The 22,283-nt window shown below is 69.0% G+C and carries 18 protein-coding genes; 11 read left to right on the top strand and 7 right to left on the bottom strand.

Features of this window, described 5'->3' with window-relative positions; genetic code table 11:
* Positions 1 to 16 precede the first annotated feature (16 nt).
* From CFB43_RS36645 to CFB43_RS36635, 3 genes are all read left to right on the top strand, one after another.
* Complete coding sequence (locus tag CFB43_RS36645) at positions 17 to 1,306, top strand: Zn-dependent hydrolase (RefSeq protein ID WP_089498920.1); 1,290 nt, start codon at positions 17 to 19, stop codon at positions 1,304 to 1,306.
* On the top strand, positions 1,303 to 2,808 hold the full coding sequence (locus CFB43_RS36640; protein ID WP_089498919.1) for a M81 family metallopeptidase: 1,506 nt from the start codon (positions 1,303 to 1,305) through the stop codon (positions 2,806 to 2,808). The genes CFB43_RS36645 and CFB43_RS36640 overlap by 4 nt, the downstream gene beginning before the upstream one ends.
* 128 nt (positions 2,809 to 2,936) lie before the next feature.
* Entirely contained in the window at positions 2,937 to 4,124 is a 1,188-nt protein-coding gene (locus CFB43_RS36635) for a beta-propeller fold lactonase family protein (RefSeq protein ID WP_089498918.1), read from the top strand.
* A gap of 73 nt (positions 4,125 to 4,197) precedes the next feature.
* Here CFB43_RS36635 and CFB43_RS38275 read toward each other — a convergent pair whose 3' ends face one another.
* Entirely contained in the window at positions 4,198 to 4,593 is a 396-nt protein-coding gene (locus tag CFB43_RS38275) for a hypothetical protein (RefSeq protein ID WP_144023186.1), read from the bottom strand.
* Between CFB43_RS38275 and CFB43_RS36630 the strand changes: the two genes are divergently transcribed.
* Positions 4,581 to 7,265, top strand: a complete 2,685-nt coding sequence (locus tag CFB43_RS36630) for a glycoside hydrolase domain-containing protein (protein WP_089498917.1) — start codon at positions 4,581 to 4,583, stop codon at positions 7,263 to 7,265. The genes CFB43_RS38275 and CFB43_RS36630 overlap by 13 nt on opposite strands.
* A gap of 73 nt (positions 7,266 to 7,338) precedes the next feature.
* Positions 7,339 to 10,227, top strand: coding sequence for a glycoside hydrolase family 2 protein (locus CFB43_RS36625; protein WP_089498916.1), 2,889 nt, complete (start codon positions 7,339 to 7,341; stop codon positions 10,225 to 10,227).
* 129 nt (positions 10,228 to 10,356) lie between these two features.
* On the opposite strand, the gene CFB43_RS39090 is transcribed toward CFB43_RS36625, so the two are convergent.
* Positions 10,357 to 10,491: a hypothetical protein gene (locus CFB43_RS39090; RefSeq protein WP_006767081.1), complete on the bottom strand. Its 135-nt coding sequence runs from the start codon at positions 10,489 to 10,491 to the stop codon at positions 10,357 to 10,359.
* A gap of 398 nt (positions 10,492 to 10,889) precedes the next feature.
* Here CFB43_RS39090 and CFB43_RS36615 point away from each other — a divergent pair, with 398 nt between their 5' ends.
* A complete protein-coding gene (locus CFB43_RS36615; RefSeq protein ID WP_089498915.1) occupies positions 10,890 to 11,345 on the top strand; it encodes a hypothetical protein in 456 nt (151 codons plus the stop codon).
* 70 nt (positions 11,346 to 11,415) lie between these two features.
* A complete protein-coding gene (locus CFB43_RS36610; RefSeq protein WP_089498914.1) occupies positions 11,416 to 12,228 on the top strand; it encodes an alpha/beta fold hydrolase in 813 nt (270 codons plus the stop codon).
* 90 nt (positions 12,229 to 12,318) lie between these two features.
* Here the strand turns inward: CFB43_RS36610 and CFB43_RS36605 are convergent, their stop codons facing one another.
* From CFB43_RS36605 to CFB43_RS36595, 3 genes are read right to left on the bottom strand one after another with little or no spacing between them, the layout of a single operon-like run.
* A complete protein-coding gene (locus CFB43_RS36605) occupies positions 12,319 to 14,307 on the bottom strand; it encodes a DUF4034 domain-containing protein (protein WP_256990204.1) in 1,989 nt (662 codons plus the stop codon).
* A 14-nt stretch (positions 14,308 to 14,321) separates the two neighbouring features.
* Positions 14,322 to 15,104 (bottom strand): DUF1266 domain-containing protein, encoded by a 783-nt coding sequence (locus CFB43_RS36600; protein ID WP_089498912.1) that lies wholly within the window; start codon positions 15,102 to 15,104, stop codon positions 14,322 to 14,324.
* Positions 15,098 to 16,390, bottom strand: a complete 1,293-nt coding sequence (locus CFB43_RS36595; RefSeq protein ID WP_089498911.1) for a hypothetical protein — start codon at positions 16,388 to 16,390, stop codon at positions 15,098 to 15,100. The genes CFB43_RS36600 and CFB43_RS36595 overlap by 7 nt, the downstream gene beginning before the upstream one ends.
* 141 nt (positions 16,391 to 16,531) lie before the next feature.
* On the opposite strand from CFB43_RS36595, the gene CFB43_RS38270 reads away from it, so the two are divergent.
* Positions 16,532 to 16,849, top strand: a complete 318-nt coding sequence (locus tag CFB43_RS38270; protein WP_144023185.1) for a hypothetical protein — start codon at positions 16,532 to 16,534, stop codon at positions 16,847 to 16,849.
* A 153-nt stretch (positions 16,850 to 17,002) separates the two neighbouring features.
* Positions 17,003 to 18,172: a class C beta-lactamase gene (gene ampC / locus CFB43_RS36590; protein WP_089498910.1), complete on the top strand. Its 1,170-nt coding sequence runs from the start codon at positions 17,003 to 17,005 to the stop codon at positions 18,170 to 18,172.
* Positions 18,173 to 18,199: 27 nt separating this feature from the next.
* On the opposite strand, the gene CFB43_RS36585 is transcribed toward ampC, so the two are convergent.
* The gene (locus CFB43_RS36585; protein ID WP_373452575.1) at positions 18,200 to 18,571 is read right to left on the bottom strand and encodes a cupin domain-containing protein; all 372 of its coding nucleotides are present in this window, start codon (positions 18,569 to 18,571) and stop codon (positions 18,200 to 18,202) included.
* 186 nt (positions 18,572 to 18,757) lie between these two features.
* On the opposite strand from CFB43_RS36585, the gene CFB43_RS36580 reads away from it, so the two are divergent.
* Positions 18,758 to 19,420, top strand: coding sequence for an ankyrin repeat domain-containing protein (locus tag CFB43_RS36580; protein ID WP_089498908.1), 663 nt, complete (start codon positions 18,758 to 18,760; stop codon positions 19,418 to 19,420).
* Between the two features lie 25 nt (positions 19,421 to 19,445).
* Here CFB43_RS36580 and shc read toward each other — a convergent pair whose 3' ends face one another.
* On the bottom strand, positions 19,446 to 21,500 hold the full coding sequence (gene shc / locus CFB43_RS36575; protein ID WP_089498907.1) for a squalene--hopene cyclase: 2,055 nt from the start codon (positions 21,498 to 21,500) through the stop codon (positions 19,446 to 19,448).
* 52 nt (positions 21,501 to 21,552) lie between these two features.
* Here shc and CFB43_RS36570 point away from each other — a divergent pair, with 52 nt between their 5' ends.
* Positions 21,553 to 22,254: a TetR/AcrR family transcriptional regulator gene (locus CFB43_RS36570; protein WP_089498906.1), complete on the top strand. Its 702-nt coding sequence runs from the start codon at positions 21,553 to 21,555 to the stop codon at positions 22,252 to 22,254.
* Positions 22,255 to 22,283: the final 29 nt, after the last annotated feature.

The following is a 22,283-nucleotide window of genomic DNA, read 5'->3' as shown; positions in this document are numbered from 1 at the left end:
GCGAGGAATTCCATCGATGCAAGTTCAGGATTCGACACCGGGCGTCGCGGCGTCCGGCTTGCGCGTCGACGGCGCACGGCTGTGGGACAGCCTGATGCGTCTTGCGCGGATCGGCGCGACCGACAAAGGGGGCGTGTGCCGCCTCGCGCTCACCGAACTCGATCGCGAGGCGCGCGACCTGTTCACCGCGTGGACGAAGGAAATCGGCTGCACGGTGCGCGTCGACGCGATCGGCAACATCTTCGCACGGCGCGCGGGCGAACGCGACGACCTGCCGCCCGTGACGACGGGCAGCCACATCGACACGCAGCCGACCGGCGGCAAGTTCGACGGCAACTACGGCGTGCTCGCGGGCCTCGAAGTGCTGCGCACGCTTGACGATGCGGGCGTGCGCACGCGGGCGCCGCTCGAGGTCGCGGTGTGGACCAACGAGGAAGGTTCGCGCTTCGTGCCCGTGATGATGGGTTCCGGCGTGTTCGCGGGCGCGTTCACGCTCGACCATGCGCTCGCTCAATGCGACCGAGACGGCGTGTCGGTGCGCGACGCGCTGGCCGCGATCGGCTATGCGGGCGATGCAAACGACGGGCGCGGCGCGCATCCGGTCGGCGCGTATTTCGAAGCGCATATCGAGCAGGGCCCGGTGCTGGAGGCGCACGACACGACGATCGGCGTGGTCGAGGGCGCGCTCGGGCAGCGCTGGTACGACGTGACCGTGCACGGCATGGAGGCGCACGCGGGCCCGACGCCGATGGCGCTGCGACGTGACGCGCTGCTCGTCGCGTCCGATCTGGTGCGCAAGGTGAACGACATCGCGTGCGCGCATCCGCCGCATGGGCGCGGCACGGTCGGCTGGGTCGACGTGCACCCGAATTCGCGCAACGTGATTCCGGGCCGCGTGACGCTGACCGTCGACCTGCGCGCAGCCGACGATGCGACGCTTGCGACGATGGATGCCGAGCTGCGTGCGGCGTGCGCCGACCTGGGCGCAGCGGCCGGCATGCCAATCGACGTCGAGCAGGTCGTGTACTTCCCGCCGCAGCCGTTCGACGCGACGCTGGTCGAGCAGGTGCGTGCGGGCGCGCGCGCGCTCGGGTTGTCGTCGATGAACGTGATCAGCGGGGCGGGCCACGACGCCGTGTATCTCGCGCGCGTGGCGCCGACCGCGATGATCTTCGTGCCGTGCAAGGACGGGATCAGCCACAACGAGATCGAGGAGGCCGATCCCGCGCATCTGGAGGCCGGCTGCAACGTGTTGCTGCACGCGATGCTCGGCGCTGCCGGGATCGCGGAGGGCCGCGCACGATGAAAATCCTGATCGCGCGGATGAACCACGAGACCAACACGTTCTCGCCGGTGCCGACGCCGCTTGCCGCGTTCGGCCGCGACGGCCCCGACTGGGGCGACGACGCGTATCGCGCGAATCGCGGGATGCGTACCGCGATGGCTGCGTTCCTCGACGCGGCCGAACGCGAAGGCGCCGAGATCGTGACGCCCGTATCGGCGGCCGCGAACCCGAGCGGGCCGGTCGCGGCCGACGCGTATGCGGCGATCTGCGACGCGATCGTCGCGGCCGCGCCCGGCTGCGACGCGGTGATGCTCGACCTGCACGGCGCGATGGTCGCCGAGCAGAGCGCGGACGGCGAGGGCGATCTGCTCGAGCGCGTGCGCGCGGCTCTGCCCAACGCGCCGATCGCGGTCGCGCTCGACCTGCATGCGAACGTCACGCAGAAGATGATCGATCACGCGGACGTGATCGTCAGTTTCAAGACTTACCCGCACGTCGATATGGTCGAGACGGGCGAGCATGCGGCGCGCGTGCTGCTCGACCGGCTCCATGGCCGCGCGCGGCCGGTACTCGCGTGGCGGCAGCCGCCGCTGATGACGTCGACGCTGCGCAGCGCGAGCGCGGAAGGCGCGATGCGGCGCGCGGTGGAGGCCGCGCGCGCGGCCGAGGCCGACGGGATGCTCGCGGTTTCGGTGCTGCCCGGCTTCTCGCTCGCGGACATTCCCGCGCCGTGCATCAGCGTGGTGGTGGTGGCCGATGGCGACCGGGCCACCGCCGACGCCGTGGCCGAGCGCATCGCACGGCAGATCTGGGACGCGCGCGACGATTTCGTCTATCGCAGCGCGCCGCTCGCCGAATCGGTGGCGCAGGCCGCGGCGCTCGCGCGCGGCGCGGATCGCCCCGTGCTGATGCTCGATCACGGCGACAACTGTATGTCGGGCGGCCCGTGCGACACGATGGACCTGCTCGAGGCCGCGCTCGCGCGCGGGCTCGACGGGATTGTCAGCGGGCCGTTGTGCGACCCGCAGGCTGTCGCGGCGCTGATCGACGCGGGTGTCGGCGCGACTGTCACGGTATCGATCGGCAACCGCCTGCCGTCACACGGCGGCGTGCGGCGCGAGCCGTTTCGCGCGACCGGCGTCGTGCGCGCGCTCACCGACGGCGAATACGTGATCACGGGGCCCACTTACACGGGCCAGCGCGCATACATGGGCCGCACGGCCGTGCTCGACATCGGCGCGGCCACGCTCGTCATCACCGAGCGCACGCAGGAGCCGTGGGATCTCGGCGTGTTCGAGAGCGTCGGCGTCGATCCGCGCCGCGCGCGCTTCCTGCTGCTGAAGTCGCGGATGTATTGCCGGCCGGTGTTCGTGCCGATCGCGGCCGCGCTGGTCGAGTGCGACAGCCGCGGCGTGACGGGTTCGGACTACGGGCTGTTCCGTTACGAGCGGCTGGCGCGGCCCGTGTATCCGCTCGACGAGGTGGGCGAATGGCCGTCGTCCGGCGCGCGACGGATGGCGTGACGGAAACGGACCGGGCGCGAGACGCCGGATTTGCCGGCTTTCGGGCATCATGCGATGGCACCGACCCGTCGAGCAGCAGGGTCGATGCCATCCATTGTGTCCGCAACCGATCCGGAGAATCGACCGACATGCATTCGAATCCTTTTCGTCCGCGCAGCGCGCGCCTGCTCGCCGCGCTGACCCTCGCCACGACGGCCGTTGCTGCCCACGCCGCCGACTGGATCGTGTCCGGCAACGACGGCAAGTACCAGCGCGTCGAGGGCCGCGACACCTATCTGGCCTCGCCGCCCGCCGACACGCTGACGCTGCTCGACGCCAGCACGTTCCCGCCGAAGGTCGCATTGCAGGTCGACGTCGAGAACGGCATCCAGGGGCCGCCGCAGGCCGTCGCGATCGCGCCGGACGCGAAGCTCGCGCTCGTCGGCGCGCCGACGCGCTACGACACGGCCGCGAAGCAGCTCGTGTTCGACACGTTCCTGCAGGTCGTGAATCTCGACGCCGCGCCGCCGTCGATCACGCGCATCGAGCTCGGCACGCATCCGCAAGGGATCGCGATCGACCGCTCGGGCAAGCTCGCGCTGGTCGCGAACGTCGACGGCAGCGTGTCGATCCTGCGCATCGACGGCACGAACGTGGCGCTCGACGGCAACCTGAAGATCGGCAAGAAGCGGCTGGCCGGGATCAGCTTCACTCATGACGGCAAGCATGCGCTCGTGTCGTTGCGCGACGAGCAGGGCATCGCGGTGCTGAACGTCGACGACGGCAAGGTGACCGACAGCGGGTCGCGCCTGAGCACCGGCGTCGCGCCTTACACGATCGACGTGTCGAGCGACAACCGCTGGGCGGTCGTCAGCAACGTCGGGCTCGCGGGGCTGCCGGGCTATACGGGCACGCTGGCGGGCGACGCCGATACCGTCGCGCTGATCGACGTGTCGCGCGTGCCGTTCCGCACGGTCCAGTACCTGACGGTGCCGTCGTTGCCGGAAGGCGTCGCGATCTCGCCGAACGGCAAGTGGATCGCCGTGCAGGCGATGGACGGCTCGAACCTGACGGCCGACAACCCGGGCCGTCACAAGATCGGCAAGGTGCTGCTGTTCGAGATCCGCAACGGGCAGGCCGTGAAGGTGAGCGAGTTGCCCGGCGGAGAAGCCGCGCAAGGCATCGTGTTCACCGCCGACAGCCGGCACGTGATCGTGCAGTTCAACGTCGAACGGCAACTGGCGCTCTATTCGGTCGAAGGTGGCAAGCTGCACGATACGGGCAAGCGGATCGCGCTGACGGGCGGGCCGTCTTCGTTGAGGACGTTGCCGCGCTGACGCGCACGGCGTTCATTCATTCATTCGTTCCATTCCGCCAGTTCATGCGGCGCCCGGATTCGCCGGGCGCCCGTCAAAGCACACCTCCTGTGCGCCGCCGTTGCAACGCAACAATGGCGGAACTTTGTACCCAAAGCCACTTAACGCCGGATTGTTTAGTTAAACAAACTGAAAATTCGGGAAACTTCTTGTAGTGAATAAACAGTCGTTGCGGCACTGTAAGCCCCTGGGAAGCCTGTGACGTTCCAGAAGGCAGGGCGGTGGAGGCGACGGTTGCGGCGGCAACGACCGTCGCCGGGTGTTCGCATCTGAAAGTCAGCGTGACGTCGTTTGGGGGGGTAGCCGACGCCACGCCGCGCGGCATCGATGTGCCGCGCCGGGCCGCAAGCCGGGCGGCGTGCCGGATGATCATCGGCGCCGGATCAATCGTTTTAATTAACGGTACTAAACGAAACAATGAAAAATCCACGACTCTTGCTCGTCGCCGCACTGGCTTGCGCGGCATTGGCCGCGTGCGGCGGCGACGACGTGAACGGTGTCCAGACGGCCAGCAACGGCGCAGGCGACACGCCGTCGACCGTCCCGCCGACGGCGGGGCCGTCGCAACCTTCCCGGCCGGATCAACCGGCCCCGCCGAAGCGCACCGACATGGCGTTGACGCAGTTCGTCAATCCGTTGATCGGCACGCAGGTCAACGCGGATTCCGGCTACGCGGGCAACGTGAGCCCGGGCGCGATGGTGCCGTTCGGGATGGTGAATTTCGGGCCGAACACGCCGCGCTACGACTTCAACGGCTCGGGCGGCTACCTGTCGTCGGGCGGGGCGGGCGGCACCATCGACTTCTTCAGCGTGACGCACCTGAGCGGCGTCGGGTGTCCGGGGCAGGGCGCGGTCGCGATGCTGCCGACCGACGCGGCGACGGCCGTGGCATCGGGCGGCCGGCCGATCGGCATCGGGTACCGCTACGCGGATGAAACGGCCGAACCCGGGTACTACAAGGTGCGTCTCGCGAACGGCATCGTGACGGAGCTGAGCGCGACCGCGCGCGCCGGCATCGCGCGCTTCACGTACACGAACAAGGACAAGGGCTTCTTCTCGATCGACGCGAAGCTGAACGGCAACAGCGATTCGGGCAGCACGAAGGTCACCGCGAACCACGTCGCGCTGGCGCTCGCGAGCGACGGCAAGTCGATGAGCGGGCAGGCCGTGGCCCCGGCGTTCTGCACGCCGTACGGCACGGTATGGAATGCGCCCGTGTATTTCTACGCGACCTTCGACAAGCCGCTGCGCAAGCAGGCGGGCACCTCCGCGGTGAATACCGCCAGCAACGGCGCGGCGACGCTGCAGTTCGACCTGACCGACGCGGACCGAACCGTCACCGTGAAAGTCGGGGTCTCGTCCGTCAGCGTCCAGAACGCGCAGGCGAACCTGAAAGCGGAAGGTGAGAAGGTCGCGTTCGACGACGCACGCAAGAACGCGTCCGGCCTGTGGAACGACCGGCTCAACACGATCCAGATCGACCAGGCCGCGACGCCCGCATCGCTGAATGCGACGCAGAAGGCGAACCTGATGAAGTTCTACACCGCGCTCTATCGCGTGTTCGGCACGCCGACGCTCTACAGCGACACGAACGGTGAATTCCGCAGCATGCGCCAGCCCAGGAACGCGGATGGCAGCTATCCGAAGTCGGTCGACCAGACCGGCACCATCCCGGCGCGTGCGACGGCGAAGGTCAGTGACTACGCATTCCGGCGTGCCGACGGATCGCAGGGCGGTGCGGGCAACCACTACACGGGCTTTTCGCTGTGGGACACGTACCGGTCGCAGGCGCAGCTGCTGGCGCTGCTCGCCCCGAAGGAATCGAGCGACATGATGCAGTCGCTCGTCGTCGACGGGTTGCAGTGCGGCGCGTTCCCGCACTGGGTCGACGGCAGCGACGACTCGACGCCGATGGCGGGCGACAACGCGCTGAACGTGATTGCCGGCGCGTACAAGTTCGGCGCGACCGATTTCGACCTGGTGTCGGCCGCCCACCTGACGAAGCAGTCGGTGTTCGATCCGTCCAGCGCGTGCAACGATCGCACGAGCGCGGCGGGCCTGGCCAATTTCCTGACGGCCCACTACCTGTCGCAGAGCGATGACGGTCACTCGTCGTCGGCGACCATCGAGCGCGTGCTGAGCGACCGCTCCGCGGCCGCGTTCCTGCAGGCGCTGCCCGCCAGCGTGCTGAACGCGCCGTCGGTCGGCGTGACGCCGGACACCATCGGCACGCTGTACACGCGGGCCGGGTGGTGGCGCAACATCTTCGACTACACGAACAAGGTGATCGCCGCGCGCAACGCGCCGCCGGCCGGCTCGGCGCCCGGCACGCTGGGCACGCTGGTGCAGGGCGCGTTCCACGAATCGACGGAGCCGAACTACTTCTGGACCTTCGCACAGGACTGGAGCGCGCTGATCGACGCGATCGGCGGCAAGCAGGCGGCCGTCACGCGGCTGAACAACCTGTTTGCGATCACGACGCCGTTCTCGACCGTGCCGTCCTCCGGCAGCCTGAACGGCGGCGAATCGTCGAACACCCTGTACATCGGCAACGAACCGTCGTTCCAGTCGCCGTGGGGGTACAACTGGGCCGGGCAGCCGAGCGGCGCACAGTACGTTCTCCCGATCATCATGTCGAAGGCGTTCACGACCGCCCGCGACGGGTTGCCGGGCAACGACGACATGGGCGCGACGTCGAGCTGGTACGTGTGGGCGGCGCTCGGCATGTTTCCGGTCATTCCGTCGGAAGCGGGGCTGGCATTGTCCACGCCGCAGTTCAGCGGGATCACGGTGTGGTTCGGCAACGGCAAGACGCTGCGGCTCGAAAGCGACAAGCAGGTCACGATGGACAGCGCGGGGCGCCCGTCGTTTGCGTATGTCCAGTCGCTGAAGGTCAATGGCGCGGACTACGCGGGGTCATGGCTGCCGCTGGGCAAGATCGCCAATGGCGGCACGATGCGCTACGCGCTGTCCGCGACGCCGACGCAATGGGCGGCCGCCGATAACCTGACGCCGCCGTCCGGGCCGAACGCGGACTACACGCAGATGACGGCCGGCGGGTCGGCAGCGGCGATGCGCATGCGCGAGGCCGGCGCGCGATAAACCCAAGCGGGCACGACGCGCAGGGGCCACCCTGCGCGCCCGTCGAGACGACGCCATCCGGGAGCACGACACCATGCAATCGACATCGCGCCGGAAATTCCTGTCTTACAGCGCAGCACTCGCCGGTACGAGCTGGCTCGCCGGCTGCAACGGCGATATCGATCCGGCAGCGGGCGCCGCCGGCACGCCGGGCGCCGACGGTCCCGCGACGGTCACACCGACCGTGCCGGGCATGCCGACCGACCCGGCGCGCAGCCTGCTGGCCACGCAGGAACTCGCGACGAACTGGACGTTCGCATCGGCGAGCAGCCTGCCGGGCGTGAGCGGGGCGCAACTGTCGGGCGCGGCCGGCGTGACGGGCATGGCGCCGGCAACGGTGCCCGGCACCGTGCTGAACAGCATGATCGTCAACGGCAGGTATCCCGATCCGTTCTACGGCCGCATCGTCACCGACACCCTTCCCGATACGCTGAAAGACACCGACTACTGGTACCGGACGACCTTCGCGGCGCCGGCGCGGCAGCCGGGGCAGCGCCTGTGGCTGCGCTTCGGCGGCGTCAACTACTGCGCCGAGGTCTGGCTGAACGGCGCGCTCGTCGGCCGGCTGGAAGGCGCGTTCAAGCAGGGCGCGTTCGACATCTCGCGGCTCGTGCCGCAGGCGGGTGGCGCGGCCCATCTCGCGGTGCGCGTGGTCAAGCTGGAGTTCTCCGAAGGGCCGCTGCTGCCGAGCTACCAGAGCGGCGTCACGCGTGGCGGGCGCAACGGCGGCCCGACCGGCGTCACGCTGAAGAACGGGCCGACGTTCTTCTGCTCGGCGGGCTGGGACTGGCTGCCGACGATCCCCGATCGCGAGCTCGGCATCTGGCAGCCGGTGACCTGGTTCACGACCGGCGCGGTGCGCATCGCGGCGATCCACGTCGCGCATACGCTGTCCGCCGACCTGTCGCGCGCCGAGCTGCGGCTCGATCTCGAACTGGACAATGGCTCGGGCGCCGATCTCGTCGCGACGCTCGTCGGCACGATCGGCAACGGCGCGCCGTTCAGCCACGACATCGCGATTCCCGCGTCGGGCACGACGACGAAGGTGTCGCTCACGTCGTCGGAGATCGCGGCGTTGTCGATCAGGCAACCGCGCCTGTGGTGGCCGAACGGGTACGGCGAACCGACGCTTCATGCGGTGACGGTCGGCGTCAAGGTCGGGCGCCTGCTGTCGGACGAGCGCACGCTGAACATCGGCCTGCGCCGCATCGACTATGCGCGCGACATCGGCATGGACAAGCAGTTGAGCATCACGGTCAACGGCCTGCCGATCCTTGTAATGGGCGGCAACTGGGGGCTCGACGAAGCGCTGAAACGCATTCCGCGCGCGCGGCTGTTCCACCAGGTTCGGCTCCATCGCGATGCGAACCTCAACCTGATTCGCAACTGGAACGGGCAGAGCACGAGCGACGATTTCTTCGACGCATGCGACCGCTACGGGATCCTCGTCTGGCAGGATTTCTTTTTCTCGACCGAAGGAGACGGGTCGGGCCCGGCCAACGTGCCGCGCGATCTCGACAATATCCGCGACTTGATCGCACGCCACCGTCATCGACCGTCGATCCTGCTCTGGTGCGGCGGCAACGAAGGTGCGCCGCCGCCGGCACTCGTCAAGGGGCTCGACGCGCTCGTCGCCGAGCTGGACCCGCAGCGCCTGTGCCTCACGAGTTCGGCCGGCGATACGGGCGCCGGCGCGGTGAACGGCTATTCGTCAGGCGGGCCGTACAACTGGGCCTCGCCGCAGGCCGCGTTCAGCCGCGGCTACGGCACGACGTCGGTCGCGTTTCACAACGAAGTCGGTTCGCATTCGATCCCGACGCTCGAATGTGTCGAAGCGATGCTGCCGCCCGCCTCGTACGAATGTCCCGACGACTTCTGGGCCGATCGCGACATGAACGGCAACGGCGCGTACTACCCGGCGGTCGGCAAGCAGGGCGGCGCCGGCTACATCGCGATGACGGCGCTGCGCTACGGCGCGATCCGGAATCTCGCGGATTTCGTGCGCAAGGCGCAGATGATGAACTACGAATGCATCCGCTCGATCTACGAGGCGAACGCGGCCGTGATGATCGGCCCGGTGGCCGGGAAGATCACGTCGCCGGCGACCGGCGTGATCATGTGGATGACGAACCCCGCGCAGCCGAGCTTCGTGTGGCAGATGTACAGCCACGATCTCGACGCGCACGCGTCGTTCTTCGCGGTGCGGCACGGGTGCCGTCGCGTCAATGCGATTCTCGATGCGAGCACGGCCGACGTGACGATCGCGAATCACACGGCGGCGGCCGTCACCGGCCGCGTCGAGATGCGCGTGTACAACCTCGATGGCACGCTGAGCAGCCGGACGAGCGCGGATGTCGGCGGCGTCGCGAAGGCGTCGTATCGCGTGGTGGCGAACCTCGCGTCGGCGCTGGCCGCCGCGAAGTCGGACGTGTGCATCGTCGCGCTCGCGCTGACCGATTCGGGCGGCACTATGCTGGCCGAGAACGTCTACTGGCGGCAGCGCGACGGGGGCGACGACGCATACACGTCGCTCGACACGATGCCGGGCGCGGCCGTGTCCGTCCACGCATCGTCGGCCGAGGCCGACGATGCGACGACGCGCATCACGGTCGACGTCGCGAACCTCGGCGCCGCCGTCGCGCTGATGACGCACCTGCAGGTATTCGATCCGTCGACCGGCGCGCGTGTGCTACCGGCGTTCTACAGCGACAACTACCTGAACCTGCTACCCGGCGGGAAGCGGCAGATCACGATCGACCTGCCGCATGCGGGCGGCGCGCCGGTGTCGCGCGTCGCGCTGCGCGTCGACGGGTGGCGGCTCGATCGCCCGAACTGCCGGCTGGGGCTCGGCGGCGTGCCGGTCGTGTTCAACGAGCGCGCGCTGGCGGTCGCGCCGGCGGTGCCGACGTTCGCGGCCTGCTGACGGGGGTGTGGGCTGCGTGAGGGCGCGCCAAGCGGGAGCGAGCCGGTGAGGCGCCGGGTTGAAAGCCCGCGGCGTTCGCTTCAGGCAGGCTTGCCGTGACGGATCGGGAAACGTGTCGAGCCCGCGCGCTTACGGGCGCAGCAGATCGAACCCGCCGAATACGACGACACCGCTCAATACGATCATCGCGACGGAGTGCTGGCCGAAGTAGAGAATCGCGGCGGCAAGCCACGTCGTGATGCAGAAGGCGCCGATGCGGGCCATCGTGTGTTCCTCGAATACGTGATGAAGTGCGTGCGCGCCGCATGGCGCTCGCCGCTCGACAGGGCGAGCGGGGCACCGGCGGACGAAAAAGGCGACCCGCGCAGCCGCGACCGCGGCGCCGGCACGTGCCGCGTGCCGCGCCCGGAAGGGCGGGAGTCGAGGCCGGCGGCGTTGCGCGCTGGTGCCCGGAGGCGATTGGCGCACGAATCCCGCTGGCGAAGCCGCGATTTTACCAGCGCCGCCGGGCCGTCAATCTGGCCCTTTCGTGGCTAAACCGGTCGATCTTCGGCTAAATCAGTCCGGCCCCGATACTCAAGTTTCGTGTGACGAATGCCGTAAACAATCTGGAAGGCGTTTCCTCCTCCGTCACGACGCCTCCCAACACACGGACCGACACCATGCAGATCGACTTCTCCACGACGACGCGATCCCCGCTGGCCGACAGCAGCGCGAGCGCAACCAAGCCCGCCGCGACGTCGTCCACCGGCGACGCCACGAGCACCACCGGCACCACCGGCACGGCCGACGCGACCGGCACCGCCGGCACGAAGGATTCGACCGGCGCCACCGGCCAGACGCTCGGCGCATCGGGCGCGTCGTCGGACCCGGCGGTCAGCCAGTTGAAGGCGCTGATCGAGCGGCTGCAGAAGCAGCTCGCGGCACTGGAGCAGCAGATCGCGAGCGCGAGCCAGCGCGCGAAGGACGACCCGGCCGCGGCGATCGAACAGCAGTCGCTGAGCGCGCAAGCCAGCGCGATCTCGGGGGCGCTTTCGACCGCGATCTCGCAACTCGCGGCGGCGATCCAGAAATCGGGCGGCTCGCAGGCGGGCGGGCTGGTGTCGACGCAGGCCTGACCGGTCGCGGCCGCGTCGGCCGCACGCATTACAATCGCGAGCACGTCTCCCTCGACAGGACGGCTGAACGATGCATGCGGAATTCAACGACGACGACCTCGCCCGCTTCGAATCGCAAGGTGGCACGCCGCTGCCGGCGGCCGATGAGCAAGGATGGCTGGAACACGACGGCGCGCGCATCTGGCACGCGTCGTTCGGCCATGGCCCGGCGGTCGTGCTGCTGCACGGCGGCCTCGGCCACGGCGGCAACTGGGGCAACCAGGTGCCGGCGCTGCTCGCGGCCGGCTACCGCGCGATCGTGATCGACAGCCGCGGCCACGGCCGCAGCACGCGCGACGCGCAACCCTATTCCTACGAACGCATGGCCTCGGACGTGCTGGCGGTCCTCGACGCGCTGCACGTCGACCGCGCGCGCTTCGTCGGCTGGAGCGACGGCGCGTGCATCGCGCTCGTGCTGGCCGACCGCGCGCCGGAACGGGCGGCCGGCGTGTTCTTCTTCGCGTGCAACATGGACCCGGGCGGGACGAAGGAGATCGTGCCGAGCCCGCTGCTCGACCGCTGCTTCGCGCGGCACCGCAAGGACTACGCAGCATTGTCCGCGACGCCGGACCAGTTCGACGCGTTCGTCGCGGCGGTCAGCGAAATGATGCGCACGCAACCGGATTACCGCGCGCAGGATCTCGCGGCGATCGCCGTGCCGGTGACGATCGTGCTGGGCGAGCACGACGAATTCATCCGGCCCGAGCACGCGGCGTACCTGGCGCGCACGATTCCGGGCGCGACGCTGACGACCCTGCCCGGCGTGAGCCATTTCGCGCCGCTGCAGCGGCCCGAGCGGTTCAACGCGGCGATGCTGGCGTTTCTCGACCGGCTGCCGGGGTAATGCGCGGGACGACCACGGGCTGACCGTCCGGTCGAGATTCGGACGGCGCGCGCGGCCCGGCCCCGGGCGCGCGCATTTGCCGCCCGGGGTTCAGACCATCGCGTTGTCGGCGCCGGGAATCTCGTGCGCCTTGATCTGCTTGCGCTGCATCTTGAACCGCAGCCTCGAGAGCATGCCGTCCTCGTAGCTGATGCGCGTGATGGTGCGCACGAACTCGTCGTCCGGTGCGATCGCCTGGGCGCCCATGATCCAGCGCACGCCTTCGCGATAGTCGTAGAGCGACTTGTCGCCGATGTCGGCGAGGCAGAACGACAGCGTGGCCATCGCGGCGGGATGGCCGGCTTCGGCATGCTGGCGCAGTTCGTCGAGATAGCGATGGCGCGACGCGTGATCCTCGATGTCGCTGATGAACATCAGCATGCTCTCGAGCGCGTCCGTATGCCCCATCTCGTGCGCCTTGCGCGCGGCCTCGACGGCCTCGACCTGCATGCGCGCGCGCTCGGCCCGATCCGTGCTGGTCTGGCCGATGTGGTGGTACGTGTATCCCAGTTTATAAGCGGCCACGTTGCCGCCGGCCTCCATCGACTCGCGGAAGAAGTGGGCGGCGCGGTACGGGTCGGCCTCGACATGCGTGCCGTCCCTGTAGAAGCAGCCGAGCAGGTAGCCGCATGAATTGCCGCCCGCCTCGTAGCCGAGCTGGCAGATTGCAAAGGCATCGGCCGGGCGCCGGTTTTCATCCTCCATCGCGGTGGCGAGCTGGTTCCACGCGAGCGAGCCGGGTTCGTTCAGGCGCGCGGCTTCCAGCCATGCAGCGCCGCGCGCGTCGTCCTGGGCGAAGCCGAACGTGCCGGTGCGATGCGCGTAGCCGCGCAGGATCATCGCCGCCGTGCAGGCGCGTGCGTCCGACGCACGCTCGATCGCGCCGGTCAGCCAGTCGCCATGCGGATCGAGGGCGAGCATCAGCCGCAAACCCATCGCCATCGCGCGGTTGTCGTCGATCGGTCCGTGGCGCTCGGCTTCCTGGAGCCGCACGTATGCCTGTTCGTCTTCGTTGCGCATGAAGTGACTGCGCGCGAGCCAGTGCAGTGTCTCCCAGCGGTGATACGGATGCAGCGCGGCGTTCGCGCGGGCGAGCGTCGCGGTCATCGCGCGGCGTACGGTGTCGTCGTCGTCATCCGAATCCAGCGTCTCGCCGTAGTACTCGTCGCGCCAGATCTCGTGGCGCAGCCGGTCCTTCTCGACCGCGTCGAGATGCGCGCACGCATCGGAATCGATGAAGGCGCGGACGTGGTCGTGCGAGCCGCCCCAGCGCGGCTGCATGTACCAGATGAACGTGCGCATCGAGAAGTACTGGGTCGGGTGGATATGCAGCGTCGCCTCCATCCAGTACCACTTTTCCTTGCGCAGCTTCTTGCCCGGGACGGGGCCGGGCAGCGCGTCGGGAAATTCCGCCGGGCAGGCGACCGGCTGGTCGGGATTCAATCCCGAGCGCACGAGCATGCGCTGCAGTTCGGCGCGCGTGGCTTCGTCTTCGGCGCCGACGTTCAGGTGCAGTTCGGTGACGGGCCAGCGGCGCTCGCGCACGAGCTGCGTGAGCCACTCGGGCTCGCCGAACGACGACACGCTCGTGAAGATCACCTTCGGCGCGCTCCACATCGTCGGCGCGAGCACCAGCGCGCGCAGCGCCGCGACGATCGTCAGCGCCGCGCACGCATGCGCGCCGATCCAGCCGGCTTCGGTCACCGTCTCGGCCCAGCCGCCGCCGCGATACTCGTACGCCCAGTGGTGCCAGTAGTGCGCTTCGCACAGCCACGCATGCGCGGAGCGCGGATTCGCGGCCTGCCATGCGCGCAGGCGCGCGAGGCCTTCGGCGCCGGCTTCGATGCAGGGTTGCACGTCGGCCGGCAGTGCGTCGACGTACCGCGCTTCGGCGGTGCGGTCGGCGAAGCTGGCGGCGAGCGCGGCATCGAGCTGCGTGTCGAGCGCGGCAAACTCGCCTGCGCGCAGCAGCGCGTCGACGTCGCAGATGAACCAGCGGGATTTCGCGGGCGGAATCAGGTCGGCGGAAACGGAGGACATGTCGGTGTCGGCGGTCATGACGAAACGGGTTGGGGATCGAAGATGCGGTAGCGCTTCCACGGCAGTGAAAGCCAGTTTCCGGACGGATTGCGCAGGTGCTCGCGCACTTCCTGGGTCGCACGCGACGACGCGGGGCCGTCCTGGCCGCTGCCGCGCAGCCAGTGCTGGCGCGCGCGTGCATATGCGAGCCCGAAGTCTTCCCAGCTGTCGAAGCTGTCCTGCGCGCGCTGGGCATTGAGCAGCAATACCACCCACGCATGCTGTTCGGACGCCCAGCCGAGCAATGCGATGCAGCGCACGAGAAACGCGGTGCGCGCGCAATCGAACGCCAGCGCATCGCGCACGCGGCCTTCGGCCGCGAGCTGTTCGTAGAAGCCTTCGTGCGAGCGGCCGACGCCGCGTATCCAGCCGGCGAGGATGGCCGGCACGCGCTGCACGACCTGCCACTCGGGCAGGTCGGCCGGCAGGTCGAGTTCGCGTCGCAGCTGGGCGGCGAGCTTGTTGCGCTGCGCGTCGGGCAGTGCGTACACGAGCGCGTCGCAATCGCAGCGCAACCCGTTGCGGATCAGCAGGATGTCGGCGAGTGCAAGCGACCAGCGGCGGCGGTTCGGCGGCGCCTGCTCGGCCAGCGATTGGGCGAGCTTGACGGCGGCGGTCTGCCGGACCGTGACCGCGGCGTCGGCGCCCGCGACCTGGTCGGCATCGACTTCGCGCACCATCCGCGCGGCGACCCGGACCGACCGCCACACGTACCACACGACCCACAGCACGGCTGCGCCGATCAGCCATTTCAGCATGGCGCGCTCCCGTCTGCCGGCGCAGGCAACGCGAACGTCGCGCACAGCGCGGGATCGATCGCGATGCCTTCGATCTCGAACGCGGTGGCTGCCGGCGGTGCGCCGCCGGGCGCTCGCGCGGCCGGCAGCGCATCGGCCGGCAATGCGTGGCGCGCGGCCGCTGCTACGGCCGGGTCGATTTGCCGAAGCTGGCCGAGCGCATGGGGCGCGTTGCGCAGCAGCAGCCATTGCAGCACGGCCGGCGGCTGCGGGAAGTGCTCGATCAGGTGGAAGTTCTCGCTCATCACGCTCAGCAGATGGTCGGGCGAGCGCACGTCGGTGACGAAGGTCCATTCGCCGGTGCCCGCGCCCGGCGTGTCCGGTTCGAACACGAGCCCCATGCCTTCGCAATCGGGATGCCGCTCGCCGCGCGGCGCGAGCGCGCGCAGGAACTGGCGGACGTCGTCGGCGTAGCGGCGCACCGGATGGCGATTCTGCTTGCCCTTGATCTGGTCGATGCGCAGGCCGTTGCCGGTCACCTGCAGGCTGATCGTCACGTGCGGCTGGTTGCCCGCGCCGCGCAGCGTGAACAGGCGCAGCCGGCCCTCCTGCGCGGCTTGCGCGTACTGTTCGCCGTAGCCGCCGCGCAGCCGGCGGCGATCCGCGAACTGGCCCAGGCAGTGCTGCATGTAGTACGACTCGTAGGCGAGTTCCTCGCGCAGCGCCGCATGATCGCCCGCGAATTCGAACACGATCCCGTTCGGCGTGCGCAGCACCTCACGCAGCGCGAGGCCGCTGCTCGGCACCCAGCCCTTGTCGCGACGCGCCTGCATGCGCTGGTGCTCGCGCTCCCACATGTCGAGCGCCATGGCGCACGTGATGCGCTGCAGCTTCTGCGCGAGCCGCGTGCCGGCGCGCGAGCGCAGGAATTCGACCAGCACGCGCTCGCGGTCGGTCAGCAGCATGTGCTCGGGATCGATGAAGTAGAGCGGCTTGGGCTCGACGGCCGGCAGCGGCGCCGAGTCGGCCGCCGCGCCGGAGGCCGGTTGCGGACGGAACCGGCGCACGAGCCAGTCGGGCGCCGGCCGGTCGGCGCCGGCGAGCGCGCGATAGTCGGCAATCGAATCGAGCGGCTGCGCCTGCTCGAACGCGCCGACGACCCAGCGGAAGAAGTGGTTGCCGAGCCACGCGCGGATGTCGGCCGGATCGCCGCGCTCGGCGCTGCGGCGGGCGATGGCCGCCTTGATGTCGGGCGCATTGACGACATCGCGCGGCCGATAGGCGGACGCGGCCACGGTTTCGGTCACGGGGTTGCTCTCCGGTCAGGCAGGGCGTGCGCGGGCCATGCGCGCGGGACCCTGGCGGTTCTTTAGGCTGGCGGGCGATGCGGCGAACGGGCGCGCGAGTGGCGCGCGGCGGCGTGGCGTGTACCCGCTGCGGAGCGGTCGATGCGTGAAAATCACGCGACCGGGCGACAACCCATGACGCGGGAGCAGGCGATCAGCGAATGGCGATTCATTGTTTCTCTCAGGATGGATCTTATTTTTTGCTTCCGCGAGTCTACTGCGATCCGCGCGGGCGAATCAATCGCGCGATGCGCCAGCGCATGGGGATCTGACGAGACTTATCTCTTTTTCACCGATTTTCGATGCGGTGCGATTCGGCCGCCGGATTGCATGCTGTTAAAACCGACAGGTTTTTCCGGCAAAACGACGAGCGGCTCGGGAATGGCATCAGGTCAAAGCAGTCCTTCGCGTATCTCATAAGTTTTTCTTTCGGCTCGCGCAACATATCGTCGATTGTTGGCGGCGGATCGACAGCGGATAGTCCTGCTTCGGCAGGCCGGCCACTGCGACTACCGCACGGCATGGCCGGATCCGTTGTCCACGCAACCATCAGAACTCGAAGGAACCGCCACCATGCGATTCAACGCGACACGCTTCGCCGCGACCCTGCTCGTCGCCGCGTGCGCCACCGCCACGGCCGGCCGCGCGGCCGCCGTCACCCAGGACGCGCTCCGCGACACCGTCACCCGCCACATCGCGCCGTTGATGAAGCAGTACGCGATTCCCGGCATGGCGATCGGCGTCATCGCCGACGGCAAGCCCTACGTGTTCGACTACGGCGTGATGTCGGCGCAATCGGGCAAGCCCGTCACCGGCGATACGCTGTTCGAAATCGGCTCCGTCAGCAAGACGCTGACCGCGACACTCGCGGCCGACGCGCAGGAGGGCGGCGAACTGTCGCTGGCCGACCCGGTGGGCAAGTACCTGCCCGCGCTGCAGGGCAAGCCGTTCGGTGTCGTGACGCTGCGCGATCTCGGCACGCACACGTCCGGCGGCCTGCCCGTGCAGGTGCCGGACAGCATCCGCGACGACGCGGGCCTGATCCGCTATCTCGGTGCGTGGCGGCCCGCGCACGCGCCGGGTACGTATCGTACGTATTCGAACGTGTCGGTCGGCATGCTCGGGTGGCTCACCGCGAAGGCGATGCACAAGGATTTCGCGGTGCTGATGGAGCAGCGGCTCTTTCCCGCGCTCGGGATGACGCACACGTACATCAACGTGCCGGAAGTACGCCAGGCCGACTATGCGCAGGGCTATACGCAGGACGGCAAGCCGATCCGGATGACGGACGGCATGCTGTGGCAGCCGGCCTACGGCGTGCGGACCACGGCGGCCGACCTGCTGCGCTTCGTCCAGGCGAACATGGGGCTGATCGAAACCGCGCCGCGCCTGCAGCGCGCGCTCGAACGCACGCACACCGGCTATTTCCGCGCGGGGCCGCTGACGCAGGACCTGATCTGGGAGCAGTACCCGTATCCGGTCGCGCTGCCGACGCTGCTCGAAGGCAACTCGATGAAGATGTTGCGCGACGGGTTGCCGGCCGCCGCGATCAAGCCGCCGCTGGCGCCGAGCGCGGATACGTGGATCAACAAGACGGGCTCGACCAACGGCTTCAGCACCTATGTCGCGTTCGTCCCGTCGAAGCGGATCGCGATCGTGATGCTCGCGAACCGCAGCTATCCGAACGAGGACCGCGTGAAGGCCGCGTACGGGATCCTCGGCGCGCTCGACGGCCGGCGGTAACGTTTCCGACGCCGGGGCCGGTGCGGCTCATTCCGTCGGCTGCGCTTCGTAGGCGACGAAGATTTTCCGCGTGCGCTCGACGACTTCCCACGTGCCGCGAAAGCCCGGCGGAATGACGAAGCGATGGCCGGCACGCAGGGTTTTCGCGTTGCCGTCCTCATCGGTGATCACCGACGTGCCTGCCAGGATCTCGCAGTATTCCGCTTCGGTGTATGCGACCCGCCAGCGGCCAGGCGTGCTTTCCCAGATGCCGGTCGAGAAGCGGCCGCACGGGCTCGTGAAGCCGGGCGTGAGCGTCTGCAGCGGGTCGCCTGCCAGCAGCTTCTCGGGCGGCACGCGGTATTGCACGGGTTCGCTATTCGGGGCGAAGGCATCGGTGATGGTGGAAATGTCGAGCACGGCTGGCATCCTGAGTCGAAGTGAAATGAACGCGCCGACGGCGCGTTCGCATGATTCCATACTTGCGGGCGGGTTGGGCGGTTGCCGGCGCCGCCTCTCGTGTCGCGCGCGCACGGCCGTGGCGAACGCTTATGATGAGCGGACGACGCGCCGGCTGGATGCGCGAGAGGCGAAAGGAGAAAACGGTTGGGCATCACATGGGATGGAATCACGGGCGCCGATGTGCTCGACGACGCGCAGGTCGCGAGCCGGCACGCGTTGGCCGATGCGGCGCGCAACGGCGACTGGGCGACGATGCTCGACTGCATTGCAAAGGAGCACAAGCTCGTCAACGCGACACGGCTTGGCGGGACGTCGCTTTATACGCCGCTGCACCAGGCTGCCTACGGCGGCGCGCCGCAAGCGGTCGTCGTCGAACTGTTGCAGCTCGGCGCGTGGCGCATGCTGCGCGATGCAGACGGCGCGCGCCCGGTCGATATCGCCGCGCAGCGCGGGCATCGGCACCTGATCGATCTGCTGACGCCGCAGCCGCGACGCTTCGTGCCCGACGAAACGCTGCGCGACATCCAGCGCCACTTCCACGCGATGATGCTCGGCCGCATCGCACACCTGCGCGTCGATGCGCTGCGCCTGCCCGAACTCGAACCGCTGCTGGAACTCGACGCGCGGGCCGACAGCGTATGGTTCGGCGTGCCGGGCATGTATGGCGGCTTCGGCTATGCGCTGCACGCCGACGGCGCCGCGGCCATGCTCGTGTCGAAGAGCTGGAGCCGCGTGGTCGGCGGCTCGGGCCAGCGGCACGAGATCACGGCGCATGGCTGCACACTGGTCGAAGAGGGCTTCGTGTGACGGCGTTGCGCCGTCACGTTACCGCTCAGGCGAGAACCGTGGCCGCTGCCTTGACGGCCGTCGCACCGTGCGCGGCCGACGCTCGCGCGGCCGCCGCGCCCGCCAGCCGCCGATAGCGCGCGAGCGCCCACAGCGGGAAGTACGCGGTATAGCCGTGATACTTCAGGTAGAAGATGCGCGGAAAGCCCGGCGCGTTGTGCGAGCGGTGCCACCAGAAGCCGTCTTCCTGCTGGACCGACAGCAGATACGCGATGCCGCGCTTCACCGAATCGGATTCGCAGTCGCCGAACGCCATCTGCGCGAGCAGCGCCCACGCGGTGAAGTTCGACGTGCTCTCGCCGCCATTGGTGCCGCCCAGCTTCGGGTCGATGTAGCTGTCGTTCGTCTCGCCCCAGCCGCCGTCCGCATGCTGCCGTGAGCGCAGCCATTCGATCGCGCGTGCGATATACGGCTGCGACTTGTCCTCGCCGGCGAGCGCGAGGCCGGCCAGCACGCTCCACGTCCCGTAGATGTAGTTCGTGCCCCAGCGGCCCCACCAACTGCCGTCGGGCTGCTGCGTGCGCTTCACGTAGTCGATGCAGCGCGCGACCGACGCGCGTTCGTCCGCCCGTTTCGTCACGCCGAAGCACAGCAGCACGCGGCCCGACACGTCCTCGGTCGGCGGATCTAGCAGCGCGCCGTGGTCGGCGAACGGGATCGCGTTCAGGTACAGGCGGTCGCAGTCGGCGTCGAATGCCGCGAAGCCGCCGTTGCGCGACTGCAGCCCGCGCATCCAGTCGAGCGCGCGTGCGACGCGCGGCGCATACGGGTTCGTGCCGTCCGCGTTGGCATGCGTGCGGCCGCGGCGATCGAGCATCGCGGTGACGACCGCCGTATCGTCTATGTCGGGGTAGTACGGGTTCGCGTACTGGAACGCCCATCCGCCCGGCTGGACCTCGGCCGGCGCGTTCTCGATCCAGTCGCCGCGCAGGTCGTTCACCTGGCGTTCGGCCAGCCAGTCGTACGCGCGTGCGATGCGTTCGTCGAGCGCGCGCCGTGCGTCGCCCGGCTCGCCGTCTTCCGCCACCGCCACGCCGCGTGCCTGCTCGAGCGCCATCGTGCTCCACGCGGTATCCCACACCGGCGACAGGCACGGCTGGCAATACATGCTGCCGTCCGGCCGCGTGACCAGCAGCTTCTCCAGCGCGTTGTCGCAATCGCGCCGCAGCGGATGGTCGTCCGGGTAGCCGAGCACCTGCATCATCTGGTTGGCATACACGATCGGCGGGAAAATGCCGCCGAGCCCGTCCTCGCCGTTCATGCGCTCCGCGCACCACGCCTCGGCGTGGCGGATCGCGCGCTGCCGCAGGCCCTTCGGCATCAGCGGTTCGACATGGCGCACCGTGCGGTCGAGCGCGAGGAACAGCCGGCGCATGCCGCGCGCGGGCGGGAAGTACCGGCGTTCCTCGTCCGGCGGCGTGACGAACAGCTCGCGGATCGAGACGTTGCGCGGATTGCGCGCGCGCGCCTTCAGCGAGCACAGCACCAGCAGCGGCACCATCGTCGTGCGCGCCCAGTACGCGACCTTGTACATCGAGATCGGCACCCACTTCGGGAACAGCACGAATTCGATCGGCATGAACGGCGTCGCGCGCCACGGCACCTGGCCGAACGTCGCGAGCAGGATGCGCGTGAACACGTTCGCGCGGGCCGCGCCGCCGAGCTTCAGGATCGCGTCGCGCGCGCGGACCATGTGCGGCGCATGTTCGCTGTCGCCGGCCGCCTTCAGCGCGAAGTACGCCTTCACGCTGCACGACACGTCCGGATCGCCGTCGACGTACAGCGCCCAGCCGCCATGCGTGTCGAGCCGCTGGTTCGCGCGCAGGTAGCGCGCCATCTTCTCCTGGCGGATGTCGTCGATCTTGTCCATGAAATGCATCATCAGGATGTATTCCGCGGTGATCGTCGCGTCGGATTCGAGTTCGAAACACCAGCTGCCGTCAGGCTGCTGGAGACGCACCAGGGCGTCGCGTCCACGGGCGATGGCGGTGTCGAGCGCGGACCAGGGGGAGGAGGTCGGTGTAGTCATGCGGCGGATCATACCATCCGGCCGGAATGTTTATATCGAGACGCCGGGTGCTACCATCCGCACCATGAAAAAACACCTCGAACCCGCGCCGCACGATGCGTCCGCGCCCGTCGAACCGGCTGGAACGGCCGGTGCGCGGGCGCCTGAAGCCGCAGCGGCGCCGGCCGTCCCCACCGCCGGCGTGCGTCGTAAAAAAGCGCCGGATCAGGTGCGTGCGCAGCTGCTGGCGGCTGCATCGGAAATCGCGACACATCACGGCGTGGCCGCGTTGACGCTCGATGCGGTGGCCGAGCGGGCCGGCGTGACGAAAGGCGCGCTGCAGTATCACTTCGCGAACAAGCAGGGGCTGCTGGATGCGCTGTTCGGCCAGGCGACCGAGCGGTTCGCCGCGCAGATGGCCGCGCGGGTGGCGGCGGATGCCGAAGGCGCCGGCGCGGTGGCGCGGGCCTACATGCACGCGGTGCTCGACGAGTCGCATTCGGTCGCGAGCACCGACGTGCTGCGCGTGCTGGTCGCGTCGATGATTACCGATCAGGACACGCGCGCGCGCTGGTCGGTGCCGATGCGGGAATGGACGCGGCCGGACCCCGTGCCGCTCGAGCAGGCCGCGACGCTGATGATCTGCCGGCTCGCCGCCGACGGGCTGTGGATTTCGAAACTGCTCGACAGCCTCGAGATCTCCGCCGAATTACGCGCGGAGATCGGCCGGCAGCTCGACGCGATGAGCCGCGGCGTGTTCCCGAAGGGGCAAGACGGCGCCGCGTGATGCATGCGTCGTGGCGCGTGACCGCCCGG

Origin of the sequence: Burkholderia sp. AU15512, assembly GCF_002223325.1 — a bacterium.
GTDB lineage: Bacteria > Pseudomonadota > Gammaproteobacteria > Burkholderiales > Burkholderiaceae > Burkholderia.
This window is presented reverse-complemented; position numbering and strand designations above follow the sequence as displayed.

What these genes read in the sequence shown, in the direction of transcription:
- CFB43_RS36645 (WP_089498920.1), top strand. Translation starts at nt 17, where the DNA reads ATGCAAGTTCAGGATTCGACACCGGGCGTCGCGGCGTCCGGCTTGCGC.
- CFB43_RS36630 (WP_089498917.1), top strand. Translation starts at nt 4,581, where the DNA reads ATGAAAAATCCACGACTCTTGCTCGTCGCCGCACTGGCTTGCGCGGCA.
- CFB43_RS36635 (WP_089498918.1), top strand. Translation starts at nt 2,937, where the DNA reads ATGCATTCGAATCCTTTTCGTCCGCGCAGCGCGCGCCTGCTCGCCGCG.
- CFB43_RS36625 (WP_089498916.1), top strand. Translation starts at nt 7,339, where the DNA reads ATGCAATCGACATCGCGCCGGAAATTCCTGTCTTACAGCGCAGCACTC.
- CFB43_RS36600 (WP_089498912.1), bottom strand. Translation starts at nt 15,104, where the DNA reads ATGCTGAAATGGCTGATCGGCGCAGCCGTGCTGTGGGTCGTGTGGTAC.
- CFB43_RS36615 (WP_089498915.1), top strand. Translation starts at nt 10,890, where the DNA reads ATGCAGATCGACTTCTCCACGACGACGCGATCCCCGCTGGCCGACAGC.
- CFB43_RS36605 (WP_256990204.1), bottom strand. Translation starts at nt 14,307, where the DNA reads ATGTCCTCCGTTTCCGCCGACCTGATTCCGCCCGCGAAATCCCGCTGG.
- shc (WP_089498907.1), bottom strand. Translation starts at nt 21,500, where the DNA reads ATGATCCGCCGCATGACTACACCGACCTCCTCCCCCTGGTCCGCGCTC.
- ampC (WP_089498910.1), top strand. Translation starts at nt 17,003, where the DNA reads ATGCGATTCAACGCGACACGCTTCGCCGCGACCCTGCTCGTCGCCGCG.
- CFB43_RS38270 (WP_144023185.1), top strand. Translation starts at nt 16,532, where the DNA reads ATGCGTGAAAATCACGCGACCGGGCGACAACCCATGACGCGGGAGCAG.
- CFB43_RS36570 (WP_089498906.1), top strand. Translation starts at nt 21,553, where the DNA reads ATGAAAAAACACCTCGAACCCGCGCCGCACGATGCGTCCGCGCCCGTC.
- CFB43_RS39090 (WP_006767081.1), bottom strand. Translation starts at nt 10,491, where the DNA reads ATGGCCCGCATCGGCGCCTTCTGCATCACGACGTGGCTTGCCGCCGCG.
- CFB43_RS36640 (WP_089498919.1), top strand. Translation starts at nt 1,303, where the DNA reads ATGAAAATCCTGATCGCGCGGATGAACCACGAGACCAACACGTTCTCG.
- CFB43_RS36610 (WP_089498914.1), top strand. Translation starts at nt 11,416, where the DNA reads ATGCATGCGGAATTCAACGACGACGACCTCGCCCGCTTCGAATCGCAA.